Raw genomic sequence first — 22,286 nt, 5'->3', positions numbered from 1 at the left:
TCCAGCCAAACCAGGTCTGCTTGCAGGGGTCCCGTCAACTACCCCCCGCTAACGCAGGGGGCTTGCGGCTGGGGCCCCTTGCGGGGCACAGGGCTGCACTTTAATGTGTGCGAAGGTTGACGGTTCAAAAGACGTCCTTATTCGCACGGGACGGTTGACGCGGCCCCTACCGATTATCCGTGGGACCACGGAATCGCACCTAGCGGTGCTCACGCTCCCTTCGGTCGACGAATCCCTGGCTACTTTTCTCAAATGATTCAGAGCACCGTTGACGTCGGCATTGATCAGAGTATCCCGGGCACTCTGATACAACCCTCTCTTGACCCGCCGCGTTCTCCCGTAGGGAGGTTTCCGGATCGGGTCAAGGTTCAGAGCATCGACCTGCGAGGTGTAGGCTTCCGAGTGCGTATCGTCGAACCGGATCCCGAACAACTCGCACTTGCTCTTCAGTTTCTGCCGGAACTTGGGATAGGGGACCTGCACGAAGTTCTGGTTCCCCCGCTTGCCGTGATTGATCTTGTCCTTGATCCCGTCCCAGCGAGGGAGGATCACGGTGCCGATCCGGTGCTGGAGGGCATAGTTCACGATCCAGACTGCATATCGGTTCATCGCTTCCCCGATCCGGCAGTCCCGCTTTTTCAGCAGCCGGGCCTGCCGCTTCGTGATCCCACCGATTTTCTGCTTGTCCTTGATGCTCTGCAACCGCGCATTCTCCTTGTTGTACCACCGGTTAATTGACTTGATACGCTTACCGCCAAGAATGACGGCAGCCCCGGTGGCAGTGTCAACCATCGTCGCAAAGTTGGTGAGCCCGAGATCGATAGCGAGGTACTGGTTCGGATCAAGGTTTTGAGGCTGGTTCGGTACGGTGTAGCAGAACTCGATCTTGTACGCCTTCCCCCCGTTGACCGGCAGGATCGCGACTTCCCGGATCTGGTGCGGCTTGATGCACGGCGGGATCGGGAAGGTGAGTTCCTTCCCCGTCAGGCCATGCTGCTTCCTGAACGTGAGGGACATGCCGAGCGTCACGGACCCGTTGCGGATCGTCAGGTGCGCCCGGGGGAACGCCAGCTTGAACCGCCCATCTTTGGGGAGGTAGTGGGGAGGACTCGGACAGTACTCGAGCTGCCCCGTGCGATACAACTTCAGCAGTTCAAAGTAACTCTTGTATGCCTCTTCGACCGACCGGAGAGTCTGCTGGGCATTGTCGTTGTGCAGGAGGCCGAAGTTCTCGTTCGGCTTGGATTGAGCGTAGTTGCTGCACGCTTTGTAGGGGAAGTCCTTCTTCCGGGTAAACGGGAGGTAGGATCCGACCAGGATGTCAACCCCCGAGGTGAGATCCGGCCGGATCCCTTGAAGGATCTGGGTGTTTTCCTGGTGTGTAGCGTAGTGTTGCCGGACGTTGTACAGTCCTACGTTATACATGCTCTTGGCATGGTACGCGAGCGTATCGAGAATCTGGAACGTCTTCCGGGGAAGATGGAGATAATTGCTGACCACTCGCAGTGCCATTGATTCTAAGATTTGCCGCTCAGCGGTCTATAAGCTAACTCCCGCGGCGCGAAAGTGTACGGGGCTTGCTACGGGCAATTTCTCCCCCTGCTTGCGCAGGGGGCCTCCTTGCCCGACGAGGTGAATACGAAGGGTTGATCGAGACGCAGGCACGGGAATGGGGGATTCCCGTTGCCCCCCAGCCCGGTTTGCCAGCCTCACCTCTTCCCGGGGGCAATCTTTCAGAAAACGTCGGCGGACGGGACCGGCCCGTTGCTCAAAAACAGATCTGCAGTTCCATAAGTGCGATCGCGATGCTCACAACGATCACCGCCCCGTAGAAGACCACCGATCCGATCTCAAGCCAGGAGGTCCACCGGTTGCGTCTTTCAGCGGGGTCCGGACTGCCTCTGCTGCGGGTCATAATAGGTGGTTATGCCGGGTTCGACGATACTCCTTGGCGATGCGGCAATAATTGACGGCAATTTTCGGGGGGATCAACCGGTCAATTTGGCCGCGGGACCGAGCTTTTTAAACCGGGAAACGGATACCCCTACAGGCAGGCATCCTATCATGACAGAGGCACGTGACGAACATATTATAGAAGCGATCGGGAGGAGCCGCATCGTCATTCGCGGGGGAGAGGTCGTCGAGGTCGGCGAAGCGCGGATAAAAGAATGCCCCCTTGCAAAACGGTTTGCCCTTCCCGTTCCTGAAATCACGAAAGACGCCGTGAAAGCAAACATCGAGAACCGCATCAAGACCTGGGGGATGTGTACGCCGGAGCGGGAGGTGCTGGACACCCGGGAGTTCGTCGGGTTCGGGGCGTCCGAGATCCTGAGTTTCGGTCTTTTTGCCGGATTTATCGATGCGGTCGTCCTTGCCTGCGACGGTGCCGGGACCGTCATCGTGACAACACCCGCCCTCGTACAGGGGATCGGCGGGAGAATGTCCGGTCTCGTCGCAACAACCCCTTACCCGGAAGTGATCCGGCGAATCGAGGAGAGCGGCGGGGTTGTGATCGATAAGGCCCACGCACGCCTGGACCAGGCCGCCGGCGTCGAACGTGCCTACGAATTGGGGTATAGCAGCGTTGCGGTGACGGTCGCGCGGGCCGAGGATGCAAAGAATATCCGGAGGCTCTATCCGGACGCCGTCATCTTCGGGGTTCACGTCACGGGGCTGACCCCGGACGAAGCAGAGGTATTCGCCGCCTCGGCGGACATGATGACCGCCTGCGCCTCGAAGACCGTCAGGGAGATTGTCGGCCGGAACGCTTCTCTGCAGGCCGGTATCTCAATCCCGATCTTTATTCTCACGGCGAAGGCAAAGGACCTGGTCCTCGAAAAGATCCGCCGGAGCAGCGAGGGGGTGCTGATCAAACCCACGAGTCTCCCGGCGCTCGGGGAACGGCAGCCGGACCCGCTTGTCTGACAATCCAGAACCGCTGATGCCTTTGACTCCCCTCCCATAGGCGGGTCGCCCCGGGGAGGCTTTACCCGCCCTCCTCCCCGTCCGGGCGCTCGTCGTCGTCTTCGTCGTCCCCGGAGGGGAGAACTTCACGGAGGGTAAACCGGAACGCCGCGCCGAGATCCGGCCGCCCCTCGACCCGGTCTTCCACCCGGATAGTGCCGCCGTAGCGTTCGATGAGAGTGCGGACGATGAAGAGCCCGAGCCCGTCGCCGCACCCATCGACCCGCCCGCGCTCGAACCGGTGGAAGATCGACTCCTTCATCCCGTCCGGGATGCCCGGCCCGGTATCCTCGACCGAGACCAGCACGCTCTCGCCGTCATACTCTTCTACCCGAATGGCGACCCTGACACCCGATCCGCCGAACCTGACGGCATTCCTGATGAGGTTCGTGAACACTTCCGGGAGGAGGTCGTCCCCCCAGATCTGACAGGAGGCGCCGCCGAACTCAATCGTAACACCCGGGAAGGCCGCCGCTTCCTTCCGGATGACGGCGCCAAGGTCGACCGGCCCGATATCGGGCGAATCATGATGGATGCGGCGGATCGTGGTGACGTTGCCGATGATCTCGGCGCTCTTGCGGATGCTGCTCTGGAACTTTCGGGCATACGGTGCAGCCTCTTCCCCGAGCGTCTCGAGGAGGAGATCGGCGTAGAGGCTGGAAACGTTCTCGGCATTCTTGATGTCGTGCGTCATGATGTCGAGGTAGAGGTTCGCCTCCCGGTTTGCCGCTTCCAGTTTCTTGTGGAGCATGCCCTTCAGGATGCCCGACCCGATCTCTTTACCTATCGTCTCAAGGAGCGTCCTCTCTTCGCGAGAGAAGGACTCCTTTTCCCTGCTCGCCACATAGACCGCCCCGACAACGACCGATTCGGCGATGAGAGGGATACACGCGAGCGCCGAGACTTCGAGCTCTTCGAGCAGCCCCGCCTCGATGGCGTTCTGGTCGGACTGCCGCTCGATGTAGCGGGGCTGGCCTGCGATGAAGATGAAGTTGAACGGCCAGTGATGGACCCGGAGGATGCGGTTTTGAGGCATATACGCCGGCGGCACGCCACGCTGATACTGCAGCAGGGCCCTTTTGCGCTCGGCATCGAGCATATAGACGATGCCGACGTGGAGACCCATCAGTTCAAGCGTCTTATCGAGCGACTCCTCCAGGAGTTCGGCAAGGGAGAGGGAGGAGGCAGAGACACTGATGATCCGGTTGAGTACCATGAGTTGCTTGTTCCGGACCCGGATCTCTTCTTCGGCACGTTTGCGCTCGGTGATATCCATCACGCTGGCAATCGAGCCCCGGAACCGGCCGGACCCGTCGGTGAACGGGGACACAAACACCAGTGCGGTGATGCGGGAGCCCTCCTTCCGGACGAAGTCGCACTCGAACTGTTCCCGGCTGCCGCCCTTCAGGCGACGCAGGCGGTCCTGCATCACGGCAACACAGGAAGGAGGAAGGTATGAATAAAGCGGCGTCCCAATCATCTCTTCCGGGGCATAGTCGAGCATCTCCGCCATCCGGGGGTTGACAAACGACGTGCAGGCATCCGGATCGGACACCCAGATCCCCTCGCTGAGGCTCTCCACGACGAACCGGTATTTCTGCTCGCTCCGCCTGAGCGCCTCTTCCGCCCGCTTCCTGCCGGTAATATCGAGAATCCCGGCAATACAGCCCCCGAAAGCGCCGGCGGCGTCGACGACCGGCGACGTGACCGCGAGCACGTGGACGCATCTCCCGTCGCTATGGCGGAGATCCAGTTCGAACTCACGCCCCTGATCGATCCCCCGGCAGAACGGGTTCTTTGCGGCCGGGTCGGGAACGCCTGCGGGATCGAAGAATCCGGCGACCGGCAACCCGACCAGGCGCGCCGCCGGATAACCGAGGATCTCCTCCATACGCGGATTTGCGAAGGTGATGATACCGGCCCTGTCCACGGTGAGGACACCCTCGTTGAGGTTCTCGACCAGCCTGCGGTACATCGCTTCCGAGTGCTGGAGCGCACGTTCCGCCTGCACACGCTCCTTCGCGTACCTGACGGCCCGACAGAGCAACTCCGCATCCATCTTATCTTTGACCAGGTAATCCTGCGCGCCACGCTGCATCGCACGGAGTACGGCGGGATCGTCGCCTTCCGCGGTCAGCACGATGATCGGGGTATCGGGCGCCGCTTCCCGCAGCCGGTCAAAGACCGCCGTCCCGCGGCCGCCCGGGAGGTCGAGGTTAAAGAGCACGACTCCAGCGCCCCCCTCCGATATCGCGGCAAGCCCGTTTTCGGGGTGTTCGCAGTGCACCAGTTCAATCTCGCTCCCGCATTCCCCGAGCATCTCCCGGATGCGCCGGGAGTCGCCGGGGCTCTCCCCGATCAACAGCACCCTCAGCGGTCCGCTCAGGGTCTCGCTCATATACAGGGCCCGATACCCGTCCGCATCAGCCGTCAATTCAGATATCCCTGCTGAAGTCGGTTGCCGCCGCGTTTCACGATCATCTGCCATGAGGATGTTCTCCGGACACGCATTGCTCTGTTCTTCCGTATGGGGGACCGGCAGACCAGGGATATCCCGGCGGGATACGACCCGACCGCATCCCTGGCGGGCAAAATCTGCGATCCATTCTCTTAATAGTAGGTACCGTTCTGGAGGATTTATACCTCCTTTTTTTAATCTCTGGAGTGAGAGAGCCAGACGGGGAGATCTCCCCCACGGATGGATCGTGTCCCTTTCCATCTTCGAACCCGGGTCGAAGAACTCCGCACCCTCCTTTGTCGAGAAGGCATCTCTGGAAACAATTGGAATACCAGGGCTGGGTGTTCTCAACGGTCCCGGATTCGCGGAATGGCGGCGATGGAGGAAACCCGGCACGTCAATGCCCCGATAGCGATAGACCTGCTGACTTACGGAATATTCCGGGATGACCCTCTGATAAATACCGGCGCCCGGTTTTACGGCGCTCCATCTACCGGCTGCGCAATCTCGACCTGAGACGCCATCAAGCGGGAGAAGGCCCCGCCGCTCTCCATCAATTCATCGAACCACCCTGTCTCCGCAACCTGCCCCTCTTCCAGCATGATGATCCGGTCGGCAGACCGGATCGTCGAGGGCCGGTGCGCCACAATGAGTGTCGTCCTCCCCCGGCTGACCTCCCTGACGGCTTTGCGAACGTTCATCTCCGACTCGGTATCCAGGCTGGACACGGCCTCGTCCATCACCAGTATGGGAGCGCCCTTCAGGAACGCCCTCGCGATCGCGATGCGTTGCCGCTGTCCGCCCGACAGCGTGGCCCCCCGCTCCCCAAGCACCGTGTCCCACCGGTCGGGCAGCGCCGTGATGAAGTCGAGAGCGAAGGCTCGACGAGCCGCATCTTCAACTTCGGCGTCCGTGGCGTCGCCGCGACCGATGCGAATATTCTCCCTCACGGAGATGTTGAAGAGATAAACGTCCTGCGGGACGTAGGCGATCATGCCCCGAAGATATTCCTGCGGGAAGTCGCGGATGTCGTGGCCGCCGACCCTGACGGAGCCGGCCGTCGGGTCCCAGAGTCTCAGCAGCAGGTAGGTACACGTCGACTTCCCGGCGCCGGAGCAGCCCACCAGGGCGACGGTCTCTCCCGGCGACACCCCGAACGTCACTCCCCTCAGCACTTCGGGCAGCTTCGGAGCATAACGAAAACGGATGTCCTCGAAATTGATCGTCGGAACGATCGGCCCTCCGGGCGGGGACGCGACACGGTCGATCACCGTGGGCTGCGTGTTCATTATGTCCATGACTCGTTCGGCCGCGGCGGACGTCTGGCTCAGCTGCCGGGCGATGTTCATCAGGTGCATGACGGGCATGAACGCCATCGCCGCAAGGACCGTGGCGGCCGGATACAACGCCATATCCATGTGCCCCTGCGTCGTCAGCCACCCGCCCAGCGCGACCGTGACGATCATCCCCGCCGCCAGCAGGGCGTCGCCGGACCCGCGCTCCAGGCCGCTGCGGCCTTCATAGGAGACGTATGCGTCCGAGTATCGCTGCTGGCCGGTGTCCAGCCGTTTTGTCGCCTGCTCCATGGCCCCGAAGGTCACGATCTCCCGGAGGCCCTGCACGCCGTCGATCACGTCCGCGCTCATCTCCCCTGCGGACGCCCGATACTCCCGGCCCTGCTCCTCCGCCCGCCGGGCGAACCAGTCGGGTACGGTCACCGCGGCAACGAGGAACGGTGCCAGTGCAATCATGAGGCTCCAGTGGATCGCCCCGATGACGAGCAGCGTGATGGGAGTCACCACGATCGCCTGCAAAAATTCCGGCAGCGTGTGTGCGATGTAGAGTTCGAGCAGGTTGACGTCGGAAAGCGCCGATCTCGCCAGATCCCCCGATCGCCGCTCGATCACGTATGCGGGCGCGAGTTTGTCGAGTTTCTTGTACAGCGCTTTGCGGATTTCAGCAAGCGATCGGAAGGCTATGACGTGGGACCAGTAGATGTTGACATTCGAGAGAATAAACTGCATGACGGTGAAGAGGACAAGCAGGGTGATCGTCATCCATTGATCGGCGATCGCGGCTCCCGTGAGCACCGCGCCCACCAGGTATGCGCCGGCCAATGCCGCCAGTATGCCGAGCGTCTGTATGATCACGCTGGCGATCCGTACTTTTTGCAGGGGCAGCCGGTATGTGCCCAGCAGGCGATCTATGACCCGGACTTTCCGGAATACCCGGCCGACGGGCAGGCTGTGATCACCGTGGTGCTCGTGGCTCATACGCATTCCCCCTCGGCCATGAGCAGAGCGTGGTAGTTGCCGTTGCAGCGGCTGAGGTCGGTGTGGGACCCCGACTCGACCATCCGACCCTTCTCCATCACGTAGATCCTGTCGGCGTCGCGTACGGCCGAGAGCCGGTGAGAGATGACGATGGTCGTCCTGTCGCGGGAAACCCGGTCGACAGCCTCCCGGATCAGGGATTCATTGGCGACGTCCACGCTGGAGGTCGCCTCGTCCAGCACGAGGACGGGTGCGCCCTTCAAGACGGCCCGGGCTATGGCAATGCGCTGGCGTTCGCCGCCGGACAACTTTACGCCCCTCTCCCCCACCACGGTATCGTAGCCCCGGGGGAGCGCGGCGATGAACTCGTGGGCCAAAGCGGTTCTGGCCGCGCTCTCCAGGTCCTCCCGGGAGGCGCCCGGCTTTGCCAGCAGGAGGTTGTCGCGTACGGTGCCGTGAAACAGGTACGTGTCCTGGGACACGACGGAATACATGGCACGCAGGTGTTCCGGCCGGATGCGCCGGATGTCCTCGCCCCCGAGCCGGATCACCCCCTCCTGAGGATCGAAAAACCGCAGCAACAGCGACGTCACCGTCGTTTTACCGCTGCCCGAGCGGCCGACAATGGCCACTTTTTCTCCGGGCTGCACGGCAAACGAGAGGTTGTCCACGGCGGGAGCATCCCCTTCCCGGTACCGGAACGTGACGCCCTCAAAGACGATCGCCGGCTCCAGCTTCTTGGGGGCGACGGGATCGGCCGGCGCGGGGGCAGGGGGGACGGCCTCGAAGATATCGAGAACCCCCTCGGCAGCGCCCATGCCTGCAAACGAGAAGTGGATCGTCTGCCGGAGATCGGCCACCGGCCGCAGCGCTTCCCTGACCAGGAGGAGCACGAAAAGCAGGCCTCCTGCCGAGAGGCTGCCTGCATCCATGCGCAACGCGCCGATCACGATAGCCACCGTGCCGCCTATCGCCGCGATCAGCCCCAGGGGCACGCCCCAGAGGACCTCATCCTTGAGTATGCCGATCTCCGCATCGTACAGGGTGTTCGTCTTCCGGTACAGCTGCTCGCCGTGCCGCTCGCTGGCGTTGAACGACTTCAGCGTGACGATGCCCTGGATGTTGTCGACGTATTCCGCGAAGAGACGCGGCATGGCGACAAACCAGACGCGGATCCCGGACCCGACTCCCCGGTAGATGGCGAGCGGCTGGAGCAGCGAGGCGACCATCATCGCCCCGACGACGAGGCCGATGATCACGTCGACGTAGAGCAGGATCGCCATGATCGAGAGGCCTGCCAGGGACGACACGATCACCTGCGGCAGGAACCGCCCGTAATAGTTCTGAAGGGCTTCCGCTCCGTCGACGATCGTCGCCTGCACGACGCCGCTCTTCTGGGTGAGCATCCAGCCCGGGCCGAGTTCGTACAGCTTGCGGTACATGCGCCGGCGGAGCGATACGGCAATGTTGGTCGCGGCCCTGGCTGCTACCCGGTCGTTGGCCCAGATCATCGCCCACCGGAGGGCAATGACGAGAGCCAGCCCGGCAAAGAGGGGTATCGATCCGGCAATCGGCCTGCCGGAGAAGACGGCCTCGATGATGAGCGCGATGAGAACGCCCTGGGCTATGTAACTCGATGCGATCAGGAGGCCGAGCGCAATGACGCTCCACAGCCTGCCGTACTCTCCCCTGCCCATCGCCAGCACCCGGGGGTCGAACAGCCGCATGTGGCCGGCGCCGCTCGTCACCGAGAGTCCGCGCCTGGATTCTACCTTCGTATACTCTTCGACGATCTTCGACTCTTCAGTCATCCCGTACACCTTTCGCGCCGGACGTCGTCCGGCGAAATCACTCCGTGAGGTTGTAGGAAATGCGGGCGGCGATTACCGAAACCCGCGATCGTTCATTTCGTGCCGCAAACAGCATAGTAATTGTACTTGTAACTGATCTTATACCGAAACGGCATGTGCCTTTTCTGGATCTCGATCAGGTCGGCCAGGTTCTCCGTCCCGATACCCCGTAGCCCGGCATTCTCCATGTACGCCCGGATCGTATCCGCCGATATGCCTCTCGAGTGGGGTAACGTCGAGTTCAGTTCTGGCGAATACCTGTCCTTTGATATGTCGTTCCTTTCGACGACCAGGATCAGGAAGTCCCCGATCTTCCGGCGCAGGCGCGTCTCCAGACTGCCGTCGTTCCATAAGCTGTCTACGATCGCCAGCGTTCCCCCCTCCTTGAGTGCCCGTGTCCAGCCGGTTACCGCGTTCTGGGGGTTCGGCAGCGTCCACAGCACGTGTCTGGTCACGACAGCGTCGAACGAGCTGTTTTCGAAGGGAGGGGTCTCGGCATCGCCGATCATGAACCTCGCGTCGACTCCGCGGCCGGCCTGCGCCATCGCCTTTGCTTTCGATGCGGCCCGATCGAGCATTTTTTCAGAGAGGTCGATGCCCGTCACCGTATGACCCATCCCGGCAAGCAGCAGGCTGATCTCCCCCGTGCCGCACCCGACGTCCAGCACGTTCAGCCGCTCCCCGGGGAGGATCCGCTCAAACAACGCCTTCCAGAAGGCGACCTCTTCATCGCTCTTGATGCCGTGACCGTGATAGTTGTCGTACCGCTGCGATGAGTAATCCCATCGTTTCGCGATCTCGCCCTTGATCTGGTCCTCGCTTAACGTCATGTTTCATCATCCTCGTCGTGGTTCTTCGGGGTAATGCCCGACACCAGGTAAGTCGGGTGATCATTGGCATATTTCATGTACCAGGGCAGCCGTCTTCTCTGTGCAACCCTGATCGGCTCGAGGTCGGTAACGGTGATGCCGGTCGCGCCGGCCCCGGACAGATATGCGACGATCTGCTCCTTCTCGACCCCGTGCGGGTTCGGGAGGCCGGCGCTGACGTCTTCGGTGTAGTCATAGGTAAAGGGGTTCTTACCGTACCTGACGAATCGGTAGGTGTGGTAGGTCGCCGCAGAGACCTTCGGAAGCAGGCCTTTCGTGACCCATTTGCCGTCGATGATGACGATCGTCCCGCCCGGCCTCACGACCCTCACCCATTCCCGCACCGCTTTTTCCGGGTCGACCATCGTCCACAGGACATACCGGGCGGTGACGCAGTCGAAGGTTCCGTCCTCAAACGGGAGGTTCTCCACATCGCCCTCCAGGAACCTGACGGCCGAACCGCCGGCCAGTGCCTTCTTCCTGGCGACCTCCATCATCCCCCGGCTGAAGTCGACGCCGGTGACGCTGTAGCCCAGCTCCGCCAGCAGCAGCGCGATGACTCCGGTTCCCGTGCCGACGTCCAGTATCTTCTTCGGCCCGGACCCGATCGCCCGCGATAGATTCTCTTTCCACAGGAGTCTCTCCTCATCGCCGCCCGATCCCGGCGCCGTGTCGTAGAACCGGCTCCCGTAGTCCCAGTACCTTCGCACTCCGTTCTTGACCCTTTCCGGTTCTTTCCTATCCGTTTCCATGCTATCAACTCATCATTTTCCGGAACCGCACCTTCTGACGGAATTGATCGGTATGACCTGCGGTATCCCTTCATCGTCGATGGTCACCCGGGCATTGACGCCGTAGACGTTCCGGATCATCTCTTCCGTGATCACCGACTCCGGACTTCCCGTCGCCTCAACCATCCCGTAGTTCAGCAGCACGATCCTGTCCCCGTATCTCGCAGCCAGGTTGAGGTCGTGCAGGGCGACGACCGTCGTCATGTTCGTGTCTTTTTGTGATCGTCCTGATCAGGTCGAAGAGTTCGAGCTGGTGCTGGAGGTCCAGCGAGTTCGTGGGCTCGTCCATGAGAAGGACCGCCGGTTTCTTGGCGATCGATTGGGCGATGGAGACCATCTGTTTCTGCCCGCCGCTGAGCTCGTTCAGGGGCACCTTCGCCAGCTCTTCGATCCCCAGATTTTCCAGCGCATCCAGCGTCAGCGAGAGGTCTTCGTCGGTGACCGTCCAGCTGAGCGAGTTCAGCCTCCCCAGCAGGACCGCCTCGAACACGGTCAGCGCCGCGTTGCTGGAAGAGTCCTGGGGCAGATAGCTGACGGCCTGCAGGAGATCGTCGTTTCCGTATGCCTTCAGGTCTTTCCCGTCCAGCAGGATGGATCCTTCCGGCTTCAGTATCCCGCAGAGACACCTCAGCAGCGTGGACTTCCCCGCGGCGTTCGGCCCGATGACCGCCGTGACCATCGGCTCGGCAATGATGCACACATCGTTCAGGACCGGGTCGGCCCTGTAGCGAAACGACAGGTGCTTTGCCTCCAGCTTCACCAGTATCCCCTCTTTCGCGAAAAGATCAGCCAGATAAAGAACGGTATCCCGATGAACGACGTGAGGACGCCGATGGGAAATATGATGCCGGGCACGACGAGTTTGCTCAGGATCGAGGCGATAGAGAGCATGAGGGCCCCGAACAGGGCGGAGAGCGGCAGAAAGAACCGATGGTCCTCGCCCACGAGCATCCGGGAGATGTGCGGCACAACAAGGCCGACAAAGCCGATGCTGCCAACGAAGGCCACCGCTGTGGCCGTGAGGACCGAGATCAGGACAAAACCCTTCAGCCGCAGCCGCTCAACGTTGACCCCGAGGCTTTTTGCCTTATCTTCCCCCATCCGGAGCGTCGTGAGTTTCCAGGTGTCGATCATGACCACCGGGACGACCACCAGCAGGATCACGGCCATGATGCCGAGTTTGGTCCAGGTGGCCTTCGTCAGGCTGCCGAACATCCAGAATACGATCGCCTGGATCTGCTCGGGGTTTCCAAGGTACTGCATCAGCATCAGCAGCGAATCGAACATGAACAGCACCGCGATCCCGGCGAGCACGATCGTCTCCGTCGACGCCCTCTTCAGCCGGGCCGCCGCGTAGATCATCATGCAGCAGAGGAGGGAAAAGACGAAGGCGTTGGCCGGGACCAGCACCGTCTCCGCGAACGGTACCACGCCTACGCCGAGCACGACCGCCAGCGCCGCGCCGAACCCCGCAGCCGACGATATGCCCAGCGTGTACGGGCTCGCCAGCGGGTTGTTCAGGATGGTCTGCATCATAGCACCCGCCATGCCGAGCGCCGCACCGATCACGACGGCCATCAGGGCGACGGGCAGCCGGAACGTCCAGACGATGGCATAGAGGGATGAATCGCTTGTTCCGGGAGAGAGGATCGTCGAGACGACGCTGTCAAGGGACAGGGAGGCCGGTCCCGTCATGACGTCGACGATGACGGCAAGAACGATTACGGACGCAGTCAGAAGCAGGAAAAACAATTTTTGTCCCGCTATCTCACCGTATATCGACTTCGCCTCGACGTTCATGTTTTAACGCTTCTCCTCAAGACAACACGCCTCGCCCGCACATGCCCTTTCAGGAATAGCGATAGACGAACGTGCCGCTGTAGTCTACGGGCATGAACCTATCGTGGTACTCCCTGAGGACCGCATCCGGGTCGACGTCCCCGAACAGGTCCGGGTAAAACCACTTGGCGAAGGCCTCCAGCGCCGCGAAGTTGTAGATGCTAAAGCAGTAGCCGTGATAGATCCCGTAAACCTCGTGATTTTTAACGGCGTTTATCGTGTCCCACCCGGGACGCTGAACGAACCCGGTCATGGTGCTCCGGGCCACCTCCGGCGTCGTGGTGTATCCGAGCTTCAACGAACCGGGGGTAGACCAGTTCCTGCCGGTCAGTATGATGGTGTCGGGATTCCGGCTGATGAGATACTCCGGGCTCAGCGCCTTGCTTGTACCGGCCAGAAGAGGTTCCGCGATGTTCTTCCCGCCCGCCTTCTTCACGATCGAGCCCCAGCTCACGTCGCCGTAGGAGATGCCGTAGTCTGAGGGGTCCTTGCTCGCACATTCGATGTAGACGCTGGGCCCGGTTCCGTTAACGGTAGCCAGGCGTGAGTACACGATGCCGGTCTGCTCGTTGTAAAAGTCCACGATCTCTCGGGCCCGATCTTCTCTATCCAGGATCTTTCCCAGCAGCAGCATGCTCTTCGTGGAGTTCACCATCGGGTCCATGTAAAAGTCCACGAAGACCACGGGGATTCCCGCCAGCTCCAGTTTGGCCAGAGCATCCCTGGTCGCGTCTCCTGCCCACATGAATTGCCAGTTATGCATGATGACGACGTCGGGCTTGAGCGAGATCACCTTCTCGATGCTGAACGTACCGTCGTCCAGCGACCCGACATCCGGTATCTCGGCCAGCTGCGGATACTTTGCCACGAACACAGCGTATTCGTCCCCGGCGTTCTGCTTGATATCCCTGTCCCAGCCGACGATCTTCTCGGCGAAACCGTCCCCTACGATCGCCGCGAGTTCGGCCGTCTTCGAGGACTCCGTCAGTACGATCCGTTCCACCGGAGCGTTCAGCGTCACCGTCCTGCCGGTCATGTCCGTGACGGTCAGCCCGGATTTTTCCGTGCTGTCGACAGGTTTATCGAACGTATTCCCGTATACGGCAAACCCTATCGCAACGACGACCACAATCACGACGCTAACCACCGCGATTATGCTGTAATTGATTTTAACCATGAGATCACCACGATATCGATTGATATTCCGACCGTTGTGAAAGCTGACGGCAATTTGCTCGATTCGCTTGCCCGTCCTAGTATATCAAAAGAAGAGTATTAATATTTTTTGTATAAATAACAAAATGTATTGGAAATGATTATTATATTATCCTATAATATCATTGATTATTCAATAGTTCATATCAACGATGCCTCCGATAACGGCTGAGATCATCCTTCATCGATACAACCAAAACCGGCGGAGCAGGAACAATGGCCCGGTCAACCGGAGAGATGAAAAACACCCGAAGCAGGAAGACCAGGCAACTTCGATCCAGAGACTTATAAGAAGCACTCTGCGGCGGAACACTTTTCAGCGGATCGAGGCAGTTAAGAAGATCGCTCCATACTACAGGCGATACGAAAATCCATACCCGGGACTGATTCGCCCGGATGCACCGCCATGATCGGGAGAGCGCTGGGATGACCTCGATGAGAGCGATTGCGGACGCGATCAAAAGCAGGAAAGAGAATCTCTTTCCCGCGACCCCATCGTATATCCATTTTGCCTTGAATTTCATTTTTAACGCTTTTCCTCAAGGCAGCACACTTCGTCGGTACGCACGTGCCCTTCAGTAATAACTGCAGACGAACGTGCCGCTGTAGTCGATGGGCATGAACCTATCGTGGTACTCTTTGATCGTGGCATCCGGGTCGACGTCCTTGAACTCCTCCGGATAGAACCACTTGGCAAAAGCTTCCAGCATTATGAAATTATACACACTGAAGGTGTAGCCCTGATGAATGGCATAGATCTTTTGGTTTTTGACGGCATTGATCGAATCCCATCCCGGGCGCGCCAGGTATCCGTCCATCGTCCTCCGGGTATCCTCCGGCGTTGATGTGTACCCCATCCTTATCGATCCCGGCGTAGACCAATTCCTGCCCGTCAGTATGATGATATCCGGGCTCTTGCTGATGAGATACTCCGGGTTGAGTGGTTTGCCGCTTTTTCCTAATAACGGCTCGGCAATATTGTCGCCGCCGGCTTTCTTCACGATAGATCCCCATCCCGCATCGCCTTCAGTTATATCGTACTCGGACGGGCCCCGATATCCTTGTTCGACGTATACGCTGGGTTTGGTTCCGTTCATGGTAGCCAGGCGGGAATAAACGGCATCGACATGGTTATTGTAAAAGTCCACGATCTCTCGGGCCCGATCTTCTCTATCCAGGATCTTTCCCAGCAGCAGCATGCTCTTCGTGGAGTTCACCATCGGGTCCATGTAGAAGTCCACGAAGACCACGGGAATTCCCACCAGCTCCAGTTTGGTCAGGGCATCCGCAGTCGCATCTCCGGCCCATGTAAATTGCCAGTTATGCATGATGACGACGTCGGGCTCAAGCGAGATCACCTTCTCGATGCTGAACGTACCGTCGTCCAGCGACCCGACGTCCGGTATCTCGGCCAGCTGAGGATACCTGGCTACGAACATGGCGTATTCGTCCCCGGCGTTCTGCTTGATATCGTTGTCCCAGCCGACGATCTTCTCGGCAAAACCGTCTCCTGCGATCGCCGCGAGTTCGGCGGTCTTTGAGGACTCCATCAGCACGATCCGCTCAACAGGACTGTTCAGCGTCACCGTCCTGCCCTCCATGTCCGTGAGGGTCATCCCGGATTTTTCCGGGCCGGCAGGTTTATTGAACGTATTCCCGGATACGGCAAACCCTATCGCAACGGCGACCACGATCACGATGCTGATCGCCACGACTGTGCTGTAATTGATCTTTACCATGAGATCACCACGATATCGATTGACGTTCAGCCGTCATAGGGGCTGACGGCAATTTGCTTATGATGCGCTTGCTTTCCCTGATGTAGGGACAAAGGGCATTAAAAACTTTCATATAATTGTCAAAACGTGTTATTAATTTAAATATGGATATGTTTTAGTGTTATATCCATAGATTGTCTCGGTAAGATGCTTTTTTAAAACGTAACGGGGCTAGACGTTGCAGGTGCCCGGTCACGGCATCGACAAAAAGGGTTTGCACCTGCAGATCAACCGACCATCTCCGCGCCCGAAAGACTGCGGTATTTATATCGCGCGGCACTGGCTCAGCCCCAGACAGTCCCGTTCGGAGTGGTTCACTCAAACCGGTCGTCCGAGGTTCTGATCGGTATGGCTACGATGAACTGTTTTCAGGAGGATCGCTCCACGGTCCAGACGATGTGAGTACTCGTCTCCGGGACGGGTTCGTGAGCCACCCCTAAAAATTGAAGCGGGTTACTTCCCCTTCCTCTTCCGCAGCCGCGCGATCTCATCGCCGCCCGGAACCTTTACCACAAACGTCCCATGGCAAGGCTTGGTGTAGGGGAATATGAGGTGCTCGCCCTCCACGCCGACGTAGAGCGGCGCGACGCCGATGATGTGGACGTCAAATATCTTGTAGCCCGGCTCGACCTCGTAATACTCCCGGACGTTCTTCTTGATATACTCCCGCGCCTCCCGGAAAGAGGTCTGGGAGAGAACGACCTCGGGTTTCATCGCTTCTAGACAGCCGCCCATTGCTGCATCACCTCGTCGAGTTTCCGCCGTAGCGGCATGGGGTTGTGCACGGCCCGCGCCGCGACGACCTCACAGGGGAACTCGATCTCTCCGGCGAGTTCTTCCGCGTGTTCCCCGAAGATGAGCGCATACAGCCGCGCCTTCGAGATGTAGGCCATGGTGCCCGCGTAGGCAACCCCGGAATCGTTGTGGATGAAGACGAAGCAGAGGTCGAAGTCACGCACTTTCCCCGTAATTTCGTCGATCGTGTCGTCAAGGTCGTTCATCTCCGAAAGGTAGTGCCGGCCCGGGTCGGCCGTTTCTATCAGTTTCCTGGCCGCCGCCGTCCCGGCAACCACCGGCCGGACGCCACGCTGCTTCAAGCCGTATGCGAGGTAGAGCGCCACACTCGTCTGGACGGGCACCTGCGGGCACCCGAGCAGGATCAGCGCCGTTTTTTCGTCGTTCTCCGTCATGATCTCTCCAGTGTTCTCAGGACCTCGGGCACCCGTTCCGGGTGCGTGTAGATCGTGAACCGCTCTCCCCGCGAGAAGCAGACCAGCGTGATCCCCGCCCGCTCTGCCGTCTGGATGCCGCGGTCGGTCGAGGCGGCGCGGGAGACGATGACCGGGATCCCCGCGTTCGCCGCCTTTGCAACCATCCCCGCAGGCTGCCTTCCCGTACACCCGAGGATGCAGGTCGAGCGGTCCAGCCCCCGGAGGGCCGCGTAGCCCACGACCTTGTCGACGGTGTTGTGCCTGCCGACGTCGCATGCCCGGGTGATGAGTTCGCCGTTGCAGAAGAGGACCGAACAGTGCACGGCGCCGGTCTTTTTCCAGGTATCGGACTCGACCGCCGCCGTGACTGCACGGATACCGTCCGCCGTGACGGTGATCGACGAGGCGACCGGTTTGGGCTCGCCGAGCACGCGGTAGCCGCCGGACGACTCCACCTCCAGCCGGATCTCCTTCCCGACCGGGGCGGTGATGTGCACGTCCTTCCCGGAGACCTCCACCGAACTGATGGTATCGGTCAGCCCTTCGCAGATGACGAACCCGGCTGCGAGGTCATCGAGGCGGTCGGGGCTTGCCACCAGGGTCGCGAGGTACTCCCCGTTCAGGAAGAGCCGGACGTGGTCTTCGAGGGTGATGTCGTCGTGGACCTCGTGCGCGCCGCCACCCGTCACCTGAATCCCGGTGCGACCGACGGTCTCCATCAGGATGTCTCCTCCCGGACCCAGTCCAGGTACGGGGCGTAACCGCCGACGATGGGTATGGCGATGATCTCGGGGAGGTCGTAACTGTGAAGTCCCCGGACCCTGGCGATGAGCGGGTCGAGCAGGCGGTACTGTGTCTTGACGATCAGGAGTTGTTCCGGCTCGCTGGAGACCCTGCCCTCCCACCGGAAGCAGGACCGAACAGGGGTAACGTTCACGCAGGCGGCCAACCGGGCATCGACGAGCGCCCTCGCCATCGTCTCCGCTTCTTCGGCGGGGACCGTGCAGAAGACTACAACATACTCCGGGAGAACCATGATGTTATCTTCGTAGCGTCCGTATTTAACCGTTCTCCGGCGCCCGGGCCGAGGGGCCGGAGCCGTGCAATGACCCCGGCTTCGGGGATGTCGCCGCCGCGCGTGGGTTCGTATGCGGGACGTGGGTCCCATTGGAGGTCCGGATACGGCGTCGGGCCGTAAGACCGCAACGTGTCACCGGTCCGCGGGGCCCGGGCAAGAAATTAGATAGGGTTCCGTGCGCAATACTCAGGGTAATGTACGCAAGACGCATGGATCACCTTCCCCCGTACCTTTTTGCACGCATTGACGCGATGAAAGAGGAGAAAATGCGCCAGGGTGTCGACGTCATCGATCTCGGCGTCGGCGACCCCGACCTCCCCACTCCGCCGCACATCGTGGAGGCGCTCTGCACCGCGGCCCGTGACCCGAAGAACCACCATTACCCCTCCTACACCGGCATGCTCGCCTACCGCGAGGCGGTGGCAGAGTGGTATCGCGGCCGGTTCGGGGTCGACCTGGACCCGAAGAAGGAAGCGCTCGCGCTCATCGGGTCGAAGGAAGGCATCGCCCACATCGCCGAGGCGTTCGTCAACCCCGGCGAGGTCGTCCTCGCCGCCGACCCCGGCTACCCCGTCTACAAGACCTCCACCCTCTTTGCCGAGGGAAAGGTCTACGAGATGCCCATCCGGGCGGAGAACAACTTCCTCCCGGTGCTTGAGGATATCCCCGCCGACGTGGTGAAGCAGGCGAAACTGCTCTTCATCAACTACCCGAACAACCCCACCGCGGCGACGGCGCCGCTCTCGTTCTTCGAGGAGGTCGTCGAGTTCGCGCGGGAGCACGAGATCGTCGTCGTCCACGACAACGCCTACTCCGAGATCACCTTCGACGGCTACCGGGCGCCCTCGTTCCTCGAGGCCGACGGCGCCATGGAGGTCGGGATCGAGACGCACTCCCTCTCAAAGACCTACAACATGACCGGGTGGCGCATCGGCATGGCCTGCGGGAACCCGCAAGTAGTCGCCGGGCTCGGCCGGGTCAAGACCAACGTCGACTCGGGTGCGTTCGACGCCATCCAGCACGCTGCGATAACCGCGCTCACCGGCCCCCAGGACTGCGTGCGGGAGGCCTGCTCGGTCTACCGGGAGCGCCGGGACGCGCTCGTTCGGGGACTCTCCGAGATCGGATTCGACGTCCGGGCACCGAAGGCCACCTTCTACGTCTGGGTGCCGGTCGACGACTGCATGGCGTTTGCCGCAAAACTCCTCGACCGGGCCGGGATCGTCGCGACTCCCGGAGTGGGCTTCGGCCGGAACGGCGAAGGGTTCGTCCGGTTCGCCATTACCCGGTCGATCGAGCGGATCAACGAGGCGGTGGACCGGATGCGGGGGCTCGGCCTGTGATCCTCCCCTCCCACCTCTCCGTCAGGAACGGCCGCCTCCGGATCGGCGAGCACGATACGGTTGACCTTGCCGACCGGTTCGGCACCCCGCTCTACGTCACCGACGAGGAGCGGATACAGGACAACTTCCGCCGCCTTTCGGGCGCCCTCACCGCGCGCTATCCGAAAGTCCGGGTGCTCTACGCCGCAAAGGCGAACGGCAACCTTGCGGTCTTCCGGACCCTCGCATCGATGGGCGCCGGGGCCGACGTCTTCTCCGCCGGGGAGGTCGCGCTCGCCCTCGCGGCGGGAATGCCTCCTGCGTCGCTCCTCTTCAACGGGAGCTCAAAGACCCCCGCCGACCTCGCTCTTGCGGTCGAGAAAGGCATCCGGGTCTCGGTGGACTCGCCCGACGAGCTCCGGCAGCTCGATGCCGCGGCCGGGGAGGCGGGAAAGACCGTCGATATCGCGTTCCGGGTCAACCCGGCGATCGACGTCCCCACCCACCCGAAGATCGCCACCGGTCTTGCGACAAGCAAGTTCGGCATCCCGGCGGGGCAGATCCTCCATGCCTACCGGGAGGCGCTCTCGCTCGAGCATACGAACCCGATCGGCATCCACTGCCACATCGGCTCGCAGATCCTCGCCGTGGAGCCCTTCGCCCATGAGGTCAGGGTCCTGATCGACGTCGCCCGCGACCTCATCGATATCGGCGTCGAACCCTCGTTCATCGATATCGGGGGAGGCCTCGGGATTCCCTACCGCCGGGAGACCGAACGGGCCCCGACGCCCGAAGACTACGCAGAAGCGGTCGTGCCGGTCTTCCTCCGGGGCATCCGGGAACTCGGGATCGAGCCCGAACTCTGGGTCGAACCGGGCCGATGGCTCGTCGCCGACTCGACGGTCCTCTTAACCCGGGTCAACTCAGTCAAGACCGCGCACAAAACCTTCGCGAACGTCGACGCCGGGTTCAACCTGCTCGTCCGGCCGACGATGTACGACGCCTACCACGAGGTCGTGGCGGCAAACAAGGCGGACGCCCCCGCCGCACGAGAGTACTCCGTTACGGGGCCGATCTGCGAGACGGGTGATATTCTTGCTAAAGATCGTCTGCTTCCCGAGCTGGCGGCCGGGGACATCATCGCGGTGCTGGACGCCGGTGCCTATGGGTTTGCCATGTCGTCCCAGTACAACAGCCGCCCCCGGTGCGCCGAAGTGCTCCTCGCAGGGAAGAAGGCGGCCCTGATGCGCCGGGCCGAGACGATCGACGACCTGACCGCCCCGATGGTGAGACCCTCCTGGCAGGCGTAAGGCCGGAGCGGCTGCCGTGAAGTTCCACTATCTTCTGGTCGACGACCTCCTCTCAGAGAAGGAGTTCGAGCACCGGGTTCTCGATAAGGTGGCGGAGTCGGGGGACCTCCTGGACGAACGGACGGCGGCGATGCTGGTCGTCAAAGAGATCGGGCGGGCGCACGTCCGGATACGCGATCTCGCCGCGTCTCCGAGCCTTGTCTGCTTCTTTGCAAAGGTGCTCGCCGTCGAGGGACCCCGGGAGTTCGAGCGGCCCGACGGCACGGCCGGCCTCGTCGCAAACGTGATAGTGGGCGACGAGACCGGCAGGGCCAGGCTGACACTCTGGGACGAGAAGGCCGGCGGCGTCCAGGAGATCGAGGCAGGAGACGTGCTCGAGATCCTCGGCCGGCCGAAGGGCGGGGGAAAGGTCCCCGACGTCACGGCCGTCGCGGTCCAGGAAGCGGCGTGCGAGATCGCCTGCGCGGAGACTGAACCCTCGGTACTTCCCGGACCGGGAGAAGATCTCGAAGTCAGGCTCATCGCCATCGGGAGCCCGCGGACGTTCAGGAGGCGCGACGGGAGCCCGGGAGAGATGATCGATGCGGTTATCGGGAATGAAGACGGCATCTTCCGGCTCGTCGCCTGGGCTCCTGATGCCCTGCTCGGGGTCGAGGCGGGAAGAAGCGTCGTCATCCGCGGCGCCGTTCTCCGGGAGAGCGACCGGGGCGTCGAGTACAGCCTCGGCGAGTCGGCATCCGTCTCGTACATCGACCGGGAGATCGCCGTCCCGACGGATGCCGTCGCGGACGTTGAGGAAGGAGGGACGTATTCGCTCGCCGGCACGGTTGTCCGCGTGCAGCCTCCTCATTCGTTTGTCACCCGGAGCGGAAGGACGTCCAGTGTCCGGAACCTTCTCCTCGCCGACGAAACCGGCGAGGTCCCGGTCGTCGTCTGGGGCGAGAGAGCAGACGAACTTCTGGCACCCGGCGACCGGATCGAGGTCTACAACGGTGCGGCGAAGCGGGGGCGGTACGGCGACCTCGAGGTGCACCTCTCGTGGGGAAGCGCTCTCGTCGTCCTCGCAAAAGAGGAGAAAGACGTGGAGGTAGAAGGGACGATCATCGCCACCCGGCAGGGGACCGCTCTTGAAACCGGCGACGCCTGCTACCTCCTCGCCGGGCCGTTGCCCGTCGGCTGCATGGTGCGCGCGAGAGGAACCGTGCATCGGGGCGTGATCACTTTGGACCACCTGGAGCCTGTGATTCCCGATCGGGAAGAACTGCAGCGCCGTCTGGATCGTCTCTCCCGGAAACCCTGATCCCGATCTTCACTTTCACCCCGCACGG

At 61.5% G+C, this 22,286-nt stretch carries 20 protein-coding genes; 4 read left to right on the top strand and 16 right to left on the bottom strand.

Annotation, left to right across the window (positions count from 1 at the left end):
* Nucleotides 1-48: 48 nt before the first annotated feature.
* Nucleotides 49-1,512: an RNA-guided endonuclease InsQ/TnpB family protein gene (locus BRA42_RS09405; RefSeq protein WP_292407023.1), complete on the bottom strand. Its 1,464-nt coding sequence runs from the start codon at nucleotides 1,510-1,512 to the stop codon at nucleotides 49-51.
* A gap of 256 nt (nucleotides 1,513-1,768) precedes the next feature.
* Nucleotides 1,769-1,915: a hypothetical protein gene (locus tag BRA42_RS09400; RefSeq protein WP_292407019.1), complete on the bottom strand. Its 147-nt coding sequence runs from the start codon at nucleotides 1,913-1,915 to the stop codon at nucleotides 1,769-1,771.
* A 149-nt stretch (nucleotides 1,916-2,064) separates the two neighbouring features.
* Here BRA42_RS09400 and BRA42_RS09395 point away from each other — a divergent pair, with 149 nt between their 5' ends.
* The gene (locus BRA42_RS09395) at nucleotides 2,065-2,925 is read left to right on the top strand and encodes a methanogenesis marker 8 protein (RefSeq protein ID WP_292407016.1); all 861 of its coding nucleotides are present in this window, start codon (nucleotides 2,065-2,067) and stop codon (nucleotides 2,923-2,925) included.
* A 61-nt stretch (nucleotides 2,926-2,986) separates the two neighbouring features.
* On the opposite strand, the gene BRA42_RS09390 is transcribed toward BRA42_RS09395, so the two are convergent.
* The 14 genes from BRA42_RS09390 to cutA form a co-directional block, all read right to left on the bottom strand.
* Entirely contained in the window at nucleotides 2,987-5,452 is a 2,466-nt protein-coding gene (locus BRA42_RS09390) for a PAS domain S-box protein (RefSeq protein WP_342772131.1), read from the bottom strand.
* Nucleotides 5,453-5,898: 446 nt separating this feature from the next.
* Nucleotides 5,899-7,695 carry an ABC transporter ATP-binding protein gene (locus BRA42_RS09385; RefSeq protein ID WP_342686063.1) on the bottom strand — a complete coding sequence of 599 codons (1,797 nt, stop codon included), beginning with the start codon at nucleotides 7,693-7,695 and terminating at the stop codon, nucleotides 5,899-5,901.
* Nucleotides 7,692-9,506, bottom strand: a complete 1,815-nt coding sequence (locus tag BRA42_RS09380; protein ID WP_342771337.1) for an ABC transporter ATP-binding protein — start codon at nucleotides 9,504-9,506, stop codon at nucleotides 7,692-7,694. The genes BRA42_RS09385 and BRA42_RS09380 overlap by 4 nt, the downstream gene beginning before the upstream one ends.
* Before the next feature lie 92 nt (nucleotides 9,507-9,598).
* Nucleotides 9,599-10,375 carry a class I SAM-dependent methyltransferase gene (locus BRA42_RS09375; RefSeq protein ID WP_342770806.1) on the bottom strand — a complete coding sequence of 259 codons (777 nt, stop codon included), beginning with the start codon at nucleotides 10,373-10,375 and terminating at the stop codon, nucleotides 9,599-9,601.
* Complete coding sequence (locus BRA42_RS09370; protein WP_342686060.1) at nucleotides 10,372-11,166, bottom strand: class I SAM-dependent methyltransferase; 795 nt, start codon at nucleotides 11,164-11,166, stop codon at nucleotides 10,372-10,374. Before BRA42_RS09370 ends, BRA42_RS09375 begins: the two co-directional genes overlap by 4 nt.
* 12 nt (nucleotides 11,167-11,178) lie before the next feature.
* On the bottom strand, nucleotides 11,179-11,349 hold the full coding sequence (locus tag BRA42_RS09365) for a hypothetical protein (RefSeq protein WP_342686059.1): 171 nt from the start codon (nucleotides 11,347-11,349) through the stop codon (nucleotides 11,179-11,181).
* Entirely contained in the window at nucleotides 11,324-11,965 is a 642-nt protein-coding gene (locus BRA42_RS09360; protein ID WP_342686058.1) for an ABC transporter ATP-binding protein, read from the bottom strand. The genes BRA42_RS09365 and BRA42_RS09360 overlap by 26 nt, the downstream gene beginning before the upstream one ends.
* Nucleotides 11,962-13,005, bottom strand: a complete 1,044-nt coding sequence (locus BRA42_RS09355; RefSeq protein ID WP_342770807.1) for an iron ABC transporter permease — start codon at nucleotides 13,003-13,005, stop codon at nucleotides 11,962-11,964. Before BRA42_RS09355 ends, BRA42_RS09360 begins: the two co-directional genes overlap by 4 nt.
* Before the next feature lie 49 nt (nucleotides 13,006-13,054).
* Nucleotides 13,055-14,221, bottom strand: coding sequence for an ABC transporter substrate-binding protein (locus tag BRA42_RS09350; RefSeq protein ID WP_342770808.1), 1,167 nt, complete (start codon nucleotides 14,219-14,221; stop codon nucleotides 13,055-13,057).
* Nucleotides 14,222-14,834: 613 nt separating this feature from the next.
* The gene (locus BRA42_RS09345) at nucleotides 14,835-15,998 is read right to left on the bottom strand and encodes an ABC transporter substrate-binding protein (protein ID WP_342770809.1); all 1,164 of its coding nucleotides are present in this window, start codon (nucleotides 15,996-15,998) and stop codon (nucleotides 14,835-14,837) included.
* Between the two features lie 492 nt (nucleotides 15,999-16,490).
* A complete protein-coding gene (locus BRA42_RS09340) occupies nucleotides 16,491-16,772 on the bottom strand; it encodes a DUF1894 domain-containing protein (protein ID WP_342771336.1) in 282 nt (93 codons plus the stop codon).
* Nucleotides 16,757-17,227: a DUF1890 domain-containing protein gene (locus BRA42_RS09335; RefSeq protein WP_292405302.1), complete on the bottom strand. Its 471-nt coding sequence runs from the start codon at nucleotides 17,225-17,227 to the stop codon at nucleotides 16,757-16,759. The genes BRA42_RS09340 and BRA42_RS09335 overlap by 16 nt, the downstream gene beginning before the upstream one ends.
* A complete protein-coding gene (gene fdhD, locus BRA42_RS09330; RefSeq protein ID WP_292405305.1) occupies nucleotides 17,224-17,967 on the bottom strand; it encodes a formate dehydrogenase accessory sulfurtransferase FdhD in 744 nt (247 codons plus the stop codon). Before fdhD ends, BRA42_RS09335 begins: the two co-directional genes overlap by 4 nt.
* Nucleotides 17,967-18,284, bottom strand: a complete 318-nt coding sequence (gene cutA / locus BRA42_RS09325) for a divalent-cation tolerance protein CutA (protein ID WP_292405309.1) — start codon at nucleotides 18,282-18,284, stop codon at nucleotides 17,967-17,969. The genes fdhD and cutA overlap by 1 nt, the downstream gene beginning before the upstream one ends.
* Before the next feature lie 236 nt (nucleotides 18,285-18,520).
* Between cutA and BRA42_RS09320 the strand changes: the two genes are divergently transcribed.
* Genes BRA42_RS09320 through BRA42_RS09310 form a run of 3 tightly spaced genes read left to right on the top strand, consistent with a single transcriptional unit; the run spans nucleotide 18,521 to nucleotide 22,258 of the window.
* A complete protein-coding gene (locus BRA42_RS09320) occupies nucleotides 18,521-19,669 on the top strand; it encodes an LL-diaminopimelate aminotransferase (protein ID WP_342770526.1) in 1,149 nt (382 codons plus the stop codon).
* Nucleotides 19,666-20,958, top strand: coding sequence for a diaminopimelate decarboxylase (gene lysA / locus BRA42_RS09315; RefSeq protein WP_292405314.1), 1,293 nt, complete (start codon nucleotides 19,666-19,668; stop codon nucleotides 20,956-20,958). The genes BRA42_RS09320 and lysA overlap by 4 nt, the downstream gene beginning before the upstream one ends.
* A 16-nt stretch (nucleotides 20,959-20,974) precedes the next feature.
* A complete protein-coding gene (locus BRA42_RS09310; protein WP_342770525.1) occupies nucleotides 20,975-22,258 on the top strand; it encodes a nucleotide-binding protein in 1,284 nt (427 codons plus the stop codon).
* The last annotated feature ends 28 nt before the right edge of the window (nucleotides 22,259-22,286 follow it).

The organism is Methanoculleus sp. UBA374 (assembly GCA_002508705.1).
In the GTDB taxonomy this organism is placed as follows: domain Archaea; phylum Halobacteriota; class Methanomicrobia; order Methanomicrobiales; family Methanoculleaceae; genus Methanoculleus; species Methanoculleus palmolei.
The sequence above is the reverse complement of the archived record's forward strand: the minus strand, read 5'-3'. Positions and strand labels throughout refer to the sequence as shown.

Excerpts from the sequence above, each read along its gene's own strand:
- BRA42_RS09405 (WP_292407023.1), bottom strand. The coding sequence starts at position 1,512 with ATGGCACTGCGAGTGGTCAGCAATTATCTCCATCTTCCCCGGAAGACG.
- BRA42_RS09400 (WP_292407019.1), bottom strand. The coding sequence starts at position 1,915 with ATGACCCGCAGCAGAGGCAGTCCGGACCCCGCTGAAAGACGCAACCGG.
- BRA42_RS09395 (WP_292407016.1), top strand. The coding sequence starts at position 2,065 with ATGACAGAGGCACGTGACGAACATATTATAGAAGCGATCGGGAGGAGC.
- BRA42_RS09390 (WP_342772131.1), bottom strand. The coding sequence starts at position 5,452 with ATGGCAGATGATCGTGAAACGCGGCGGCAACCGACTTCAGCAGGGATA.
- BRA42_RS09385 (WP_342686063.1), bottom strand. The coding sequence starts at position 7,695 with ATGAGCCACGAGCACCACGGTGATCACAGCCTGCCCGTCGGCCGGGTA.
- BRA42_RS09380 (WP_342771337.1), bottom strand. The coding sequence starts at position 9,506 with ATGACTGAAGAGTCGAAGATCGTCGAAGAGTATACGAAGGTAGAATCC.
- BRA42_RS09375 (WP_342770806.1), bottom strand. The coding sequence starts at position 10,375 with ATGACGTTAAGCGAGGACCAGATCAAGGGCGAGATCGCGAAACGATGG.
- BRA42_RS09370 (WP_342686060.1), bottom strand. The coding sequence starts at position 11,166 with ATGGAAACGGATAGGAAAGAACCGGAAAGGGTCAAGAACGGAGTGCGA.
- BRA42_RS09355 (WP_342770807.1), bottom strand. The coding sequence starts at position 13,005 with ATGAACGTCGAGGCGAAGTCGATATACGGTGAGATAGCGGGACAAAAA.
- BRA42_RS09350 (WP_342770808.1), bottom strand. The coding sequence starts at position 14,221 with ATGGTTAAAATCAATTACAGCATAATCGCGGTGGTTAGCGTCGTGATT.
- BRA42_RS09345 (WP_342770809.1), bottom strand. The coding sequence starts at position 15,998 with ATGGTAAAGATCAATTACAGCACAGTCGTGGCGATCAGCATCGTGATC.
- BRA42_RS09340 (WP_342771336.1), bottom strand. The coding sequence starts at position 16,772 with ATGGGCGGCTGTCTAGAAGCGATGAAACCCGAGGTCGTTCTCTCCCAG.
- BRA42_RS09335 (WP_292405302.1), bottom strand. The coding sequence starts at position 17,227 with ATGACGGAGAACGACGAAAAAACGGCGCTGATCCTGCTCGGGTGCCCG.
- fdhD (WP_292405305.1), bottom strand. The coding sequence starts at position 17,967 with ATGGAGACCGTCGGTCGCACCGGGATTCAGGTGACGGGTGGCGGCGCG.
- cutA (WP_292405309.1), bottom strand. The coding sequence starts at position 18,284 with ATGGTTCTCCCGGAGTATGTTGTAGTCTTCTGCACGGTCCCCGCCGAA.
- BRA42_RS09320 (WP_342770526.1), top strand. The coding sequence starts at position 18,521 with ATGTACGCAAGACGCATGGATCACCTTCCCCCGTACCTTTTTGCACGC.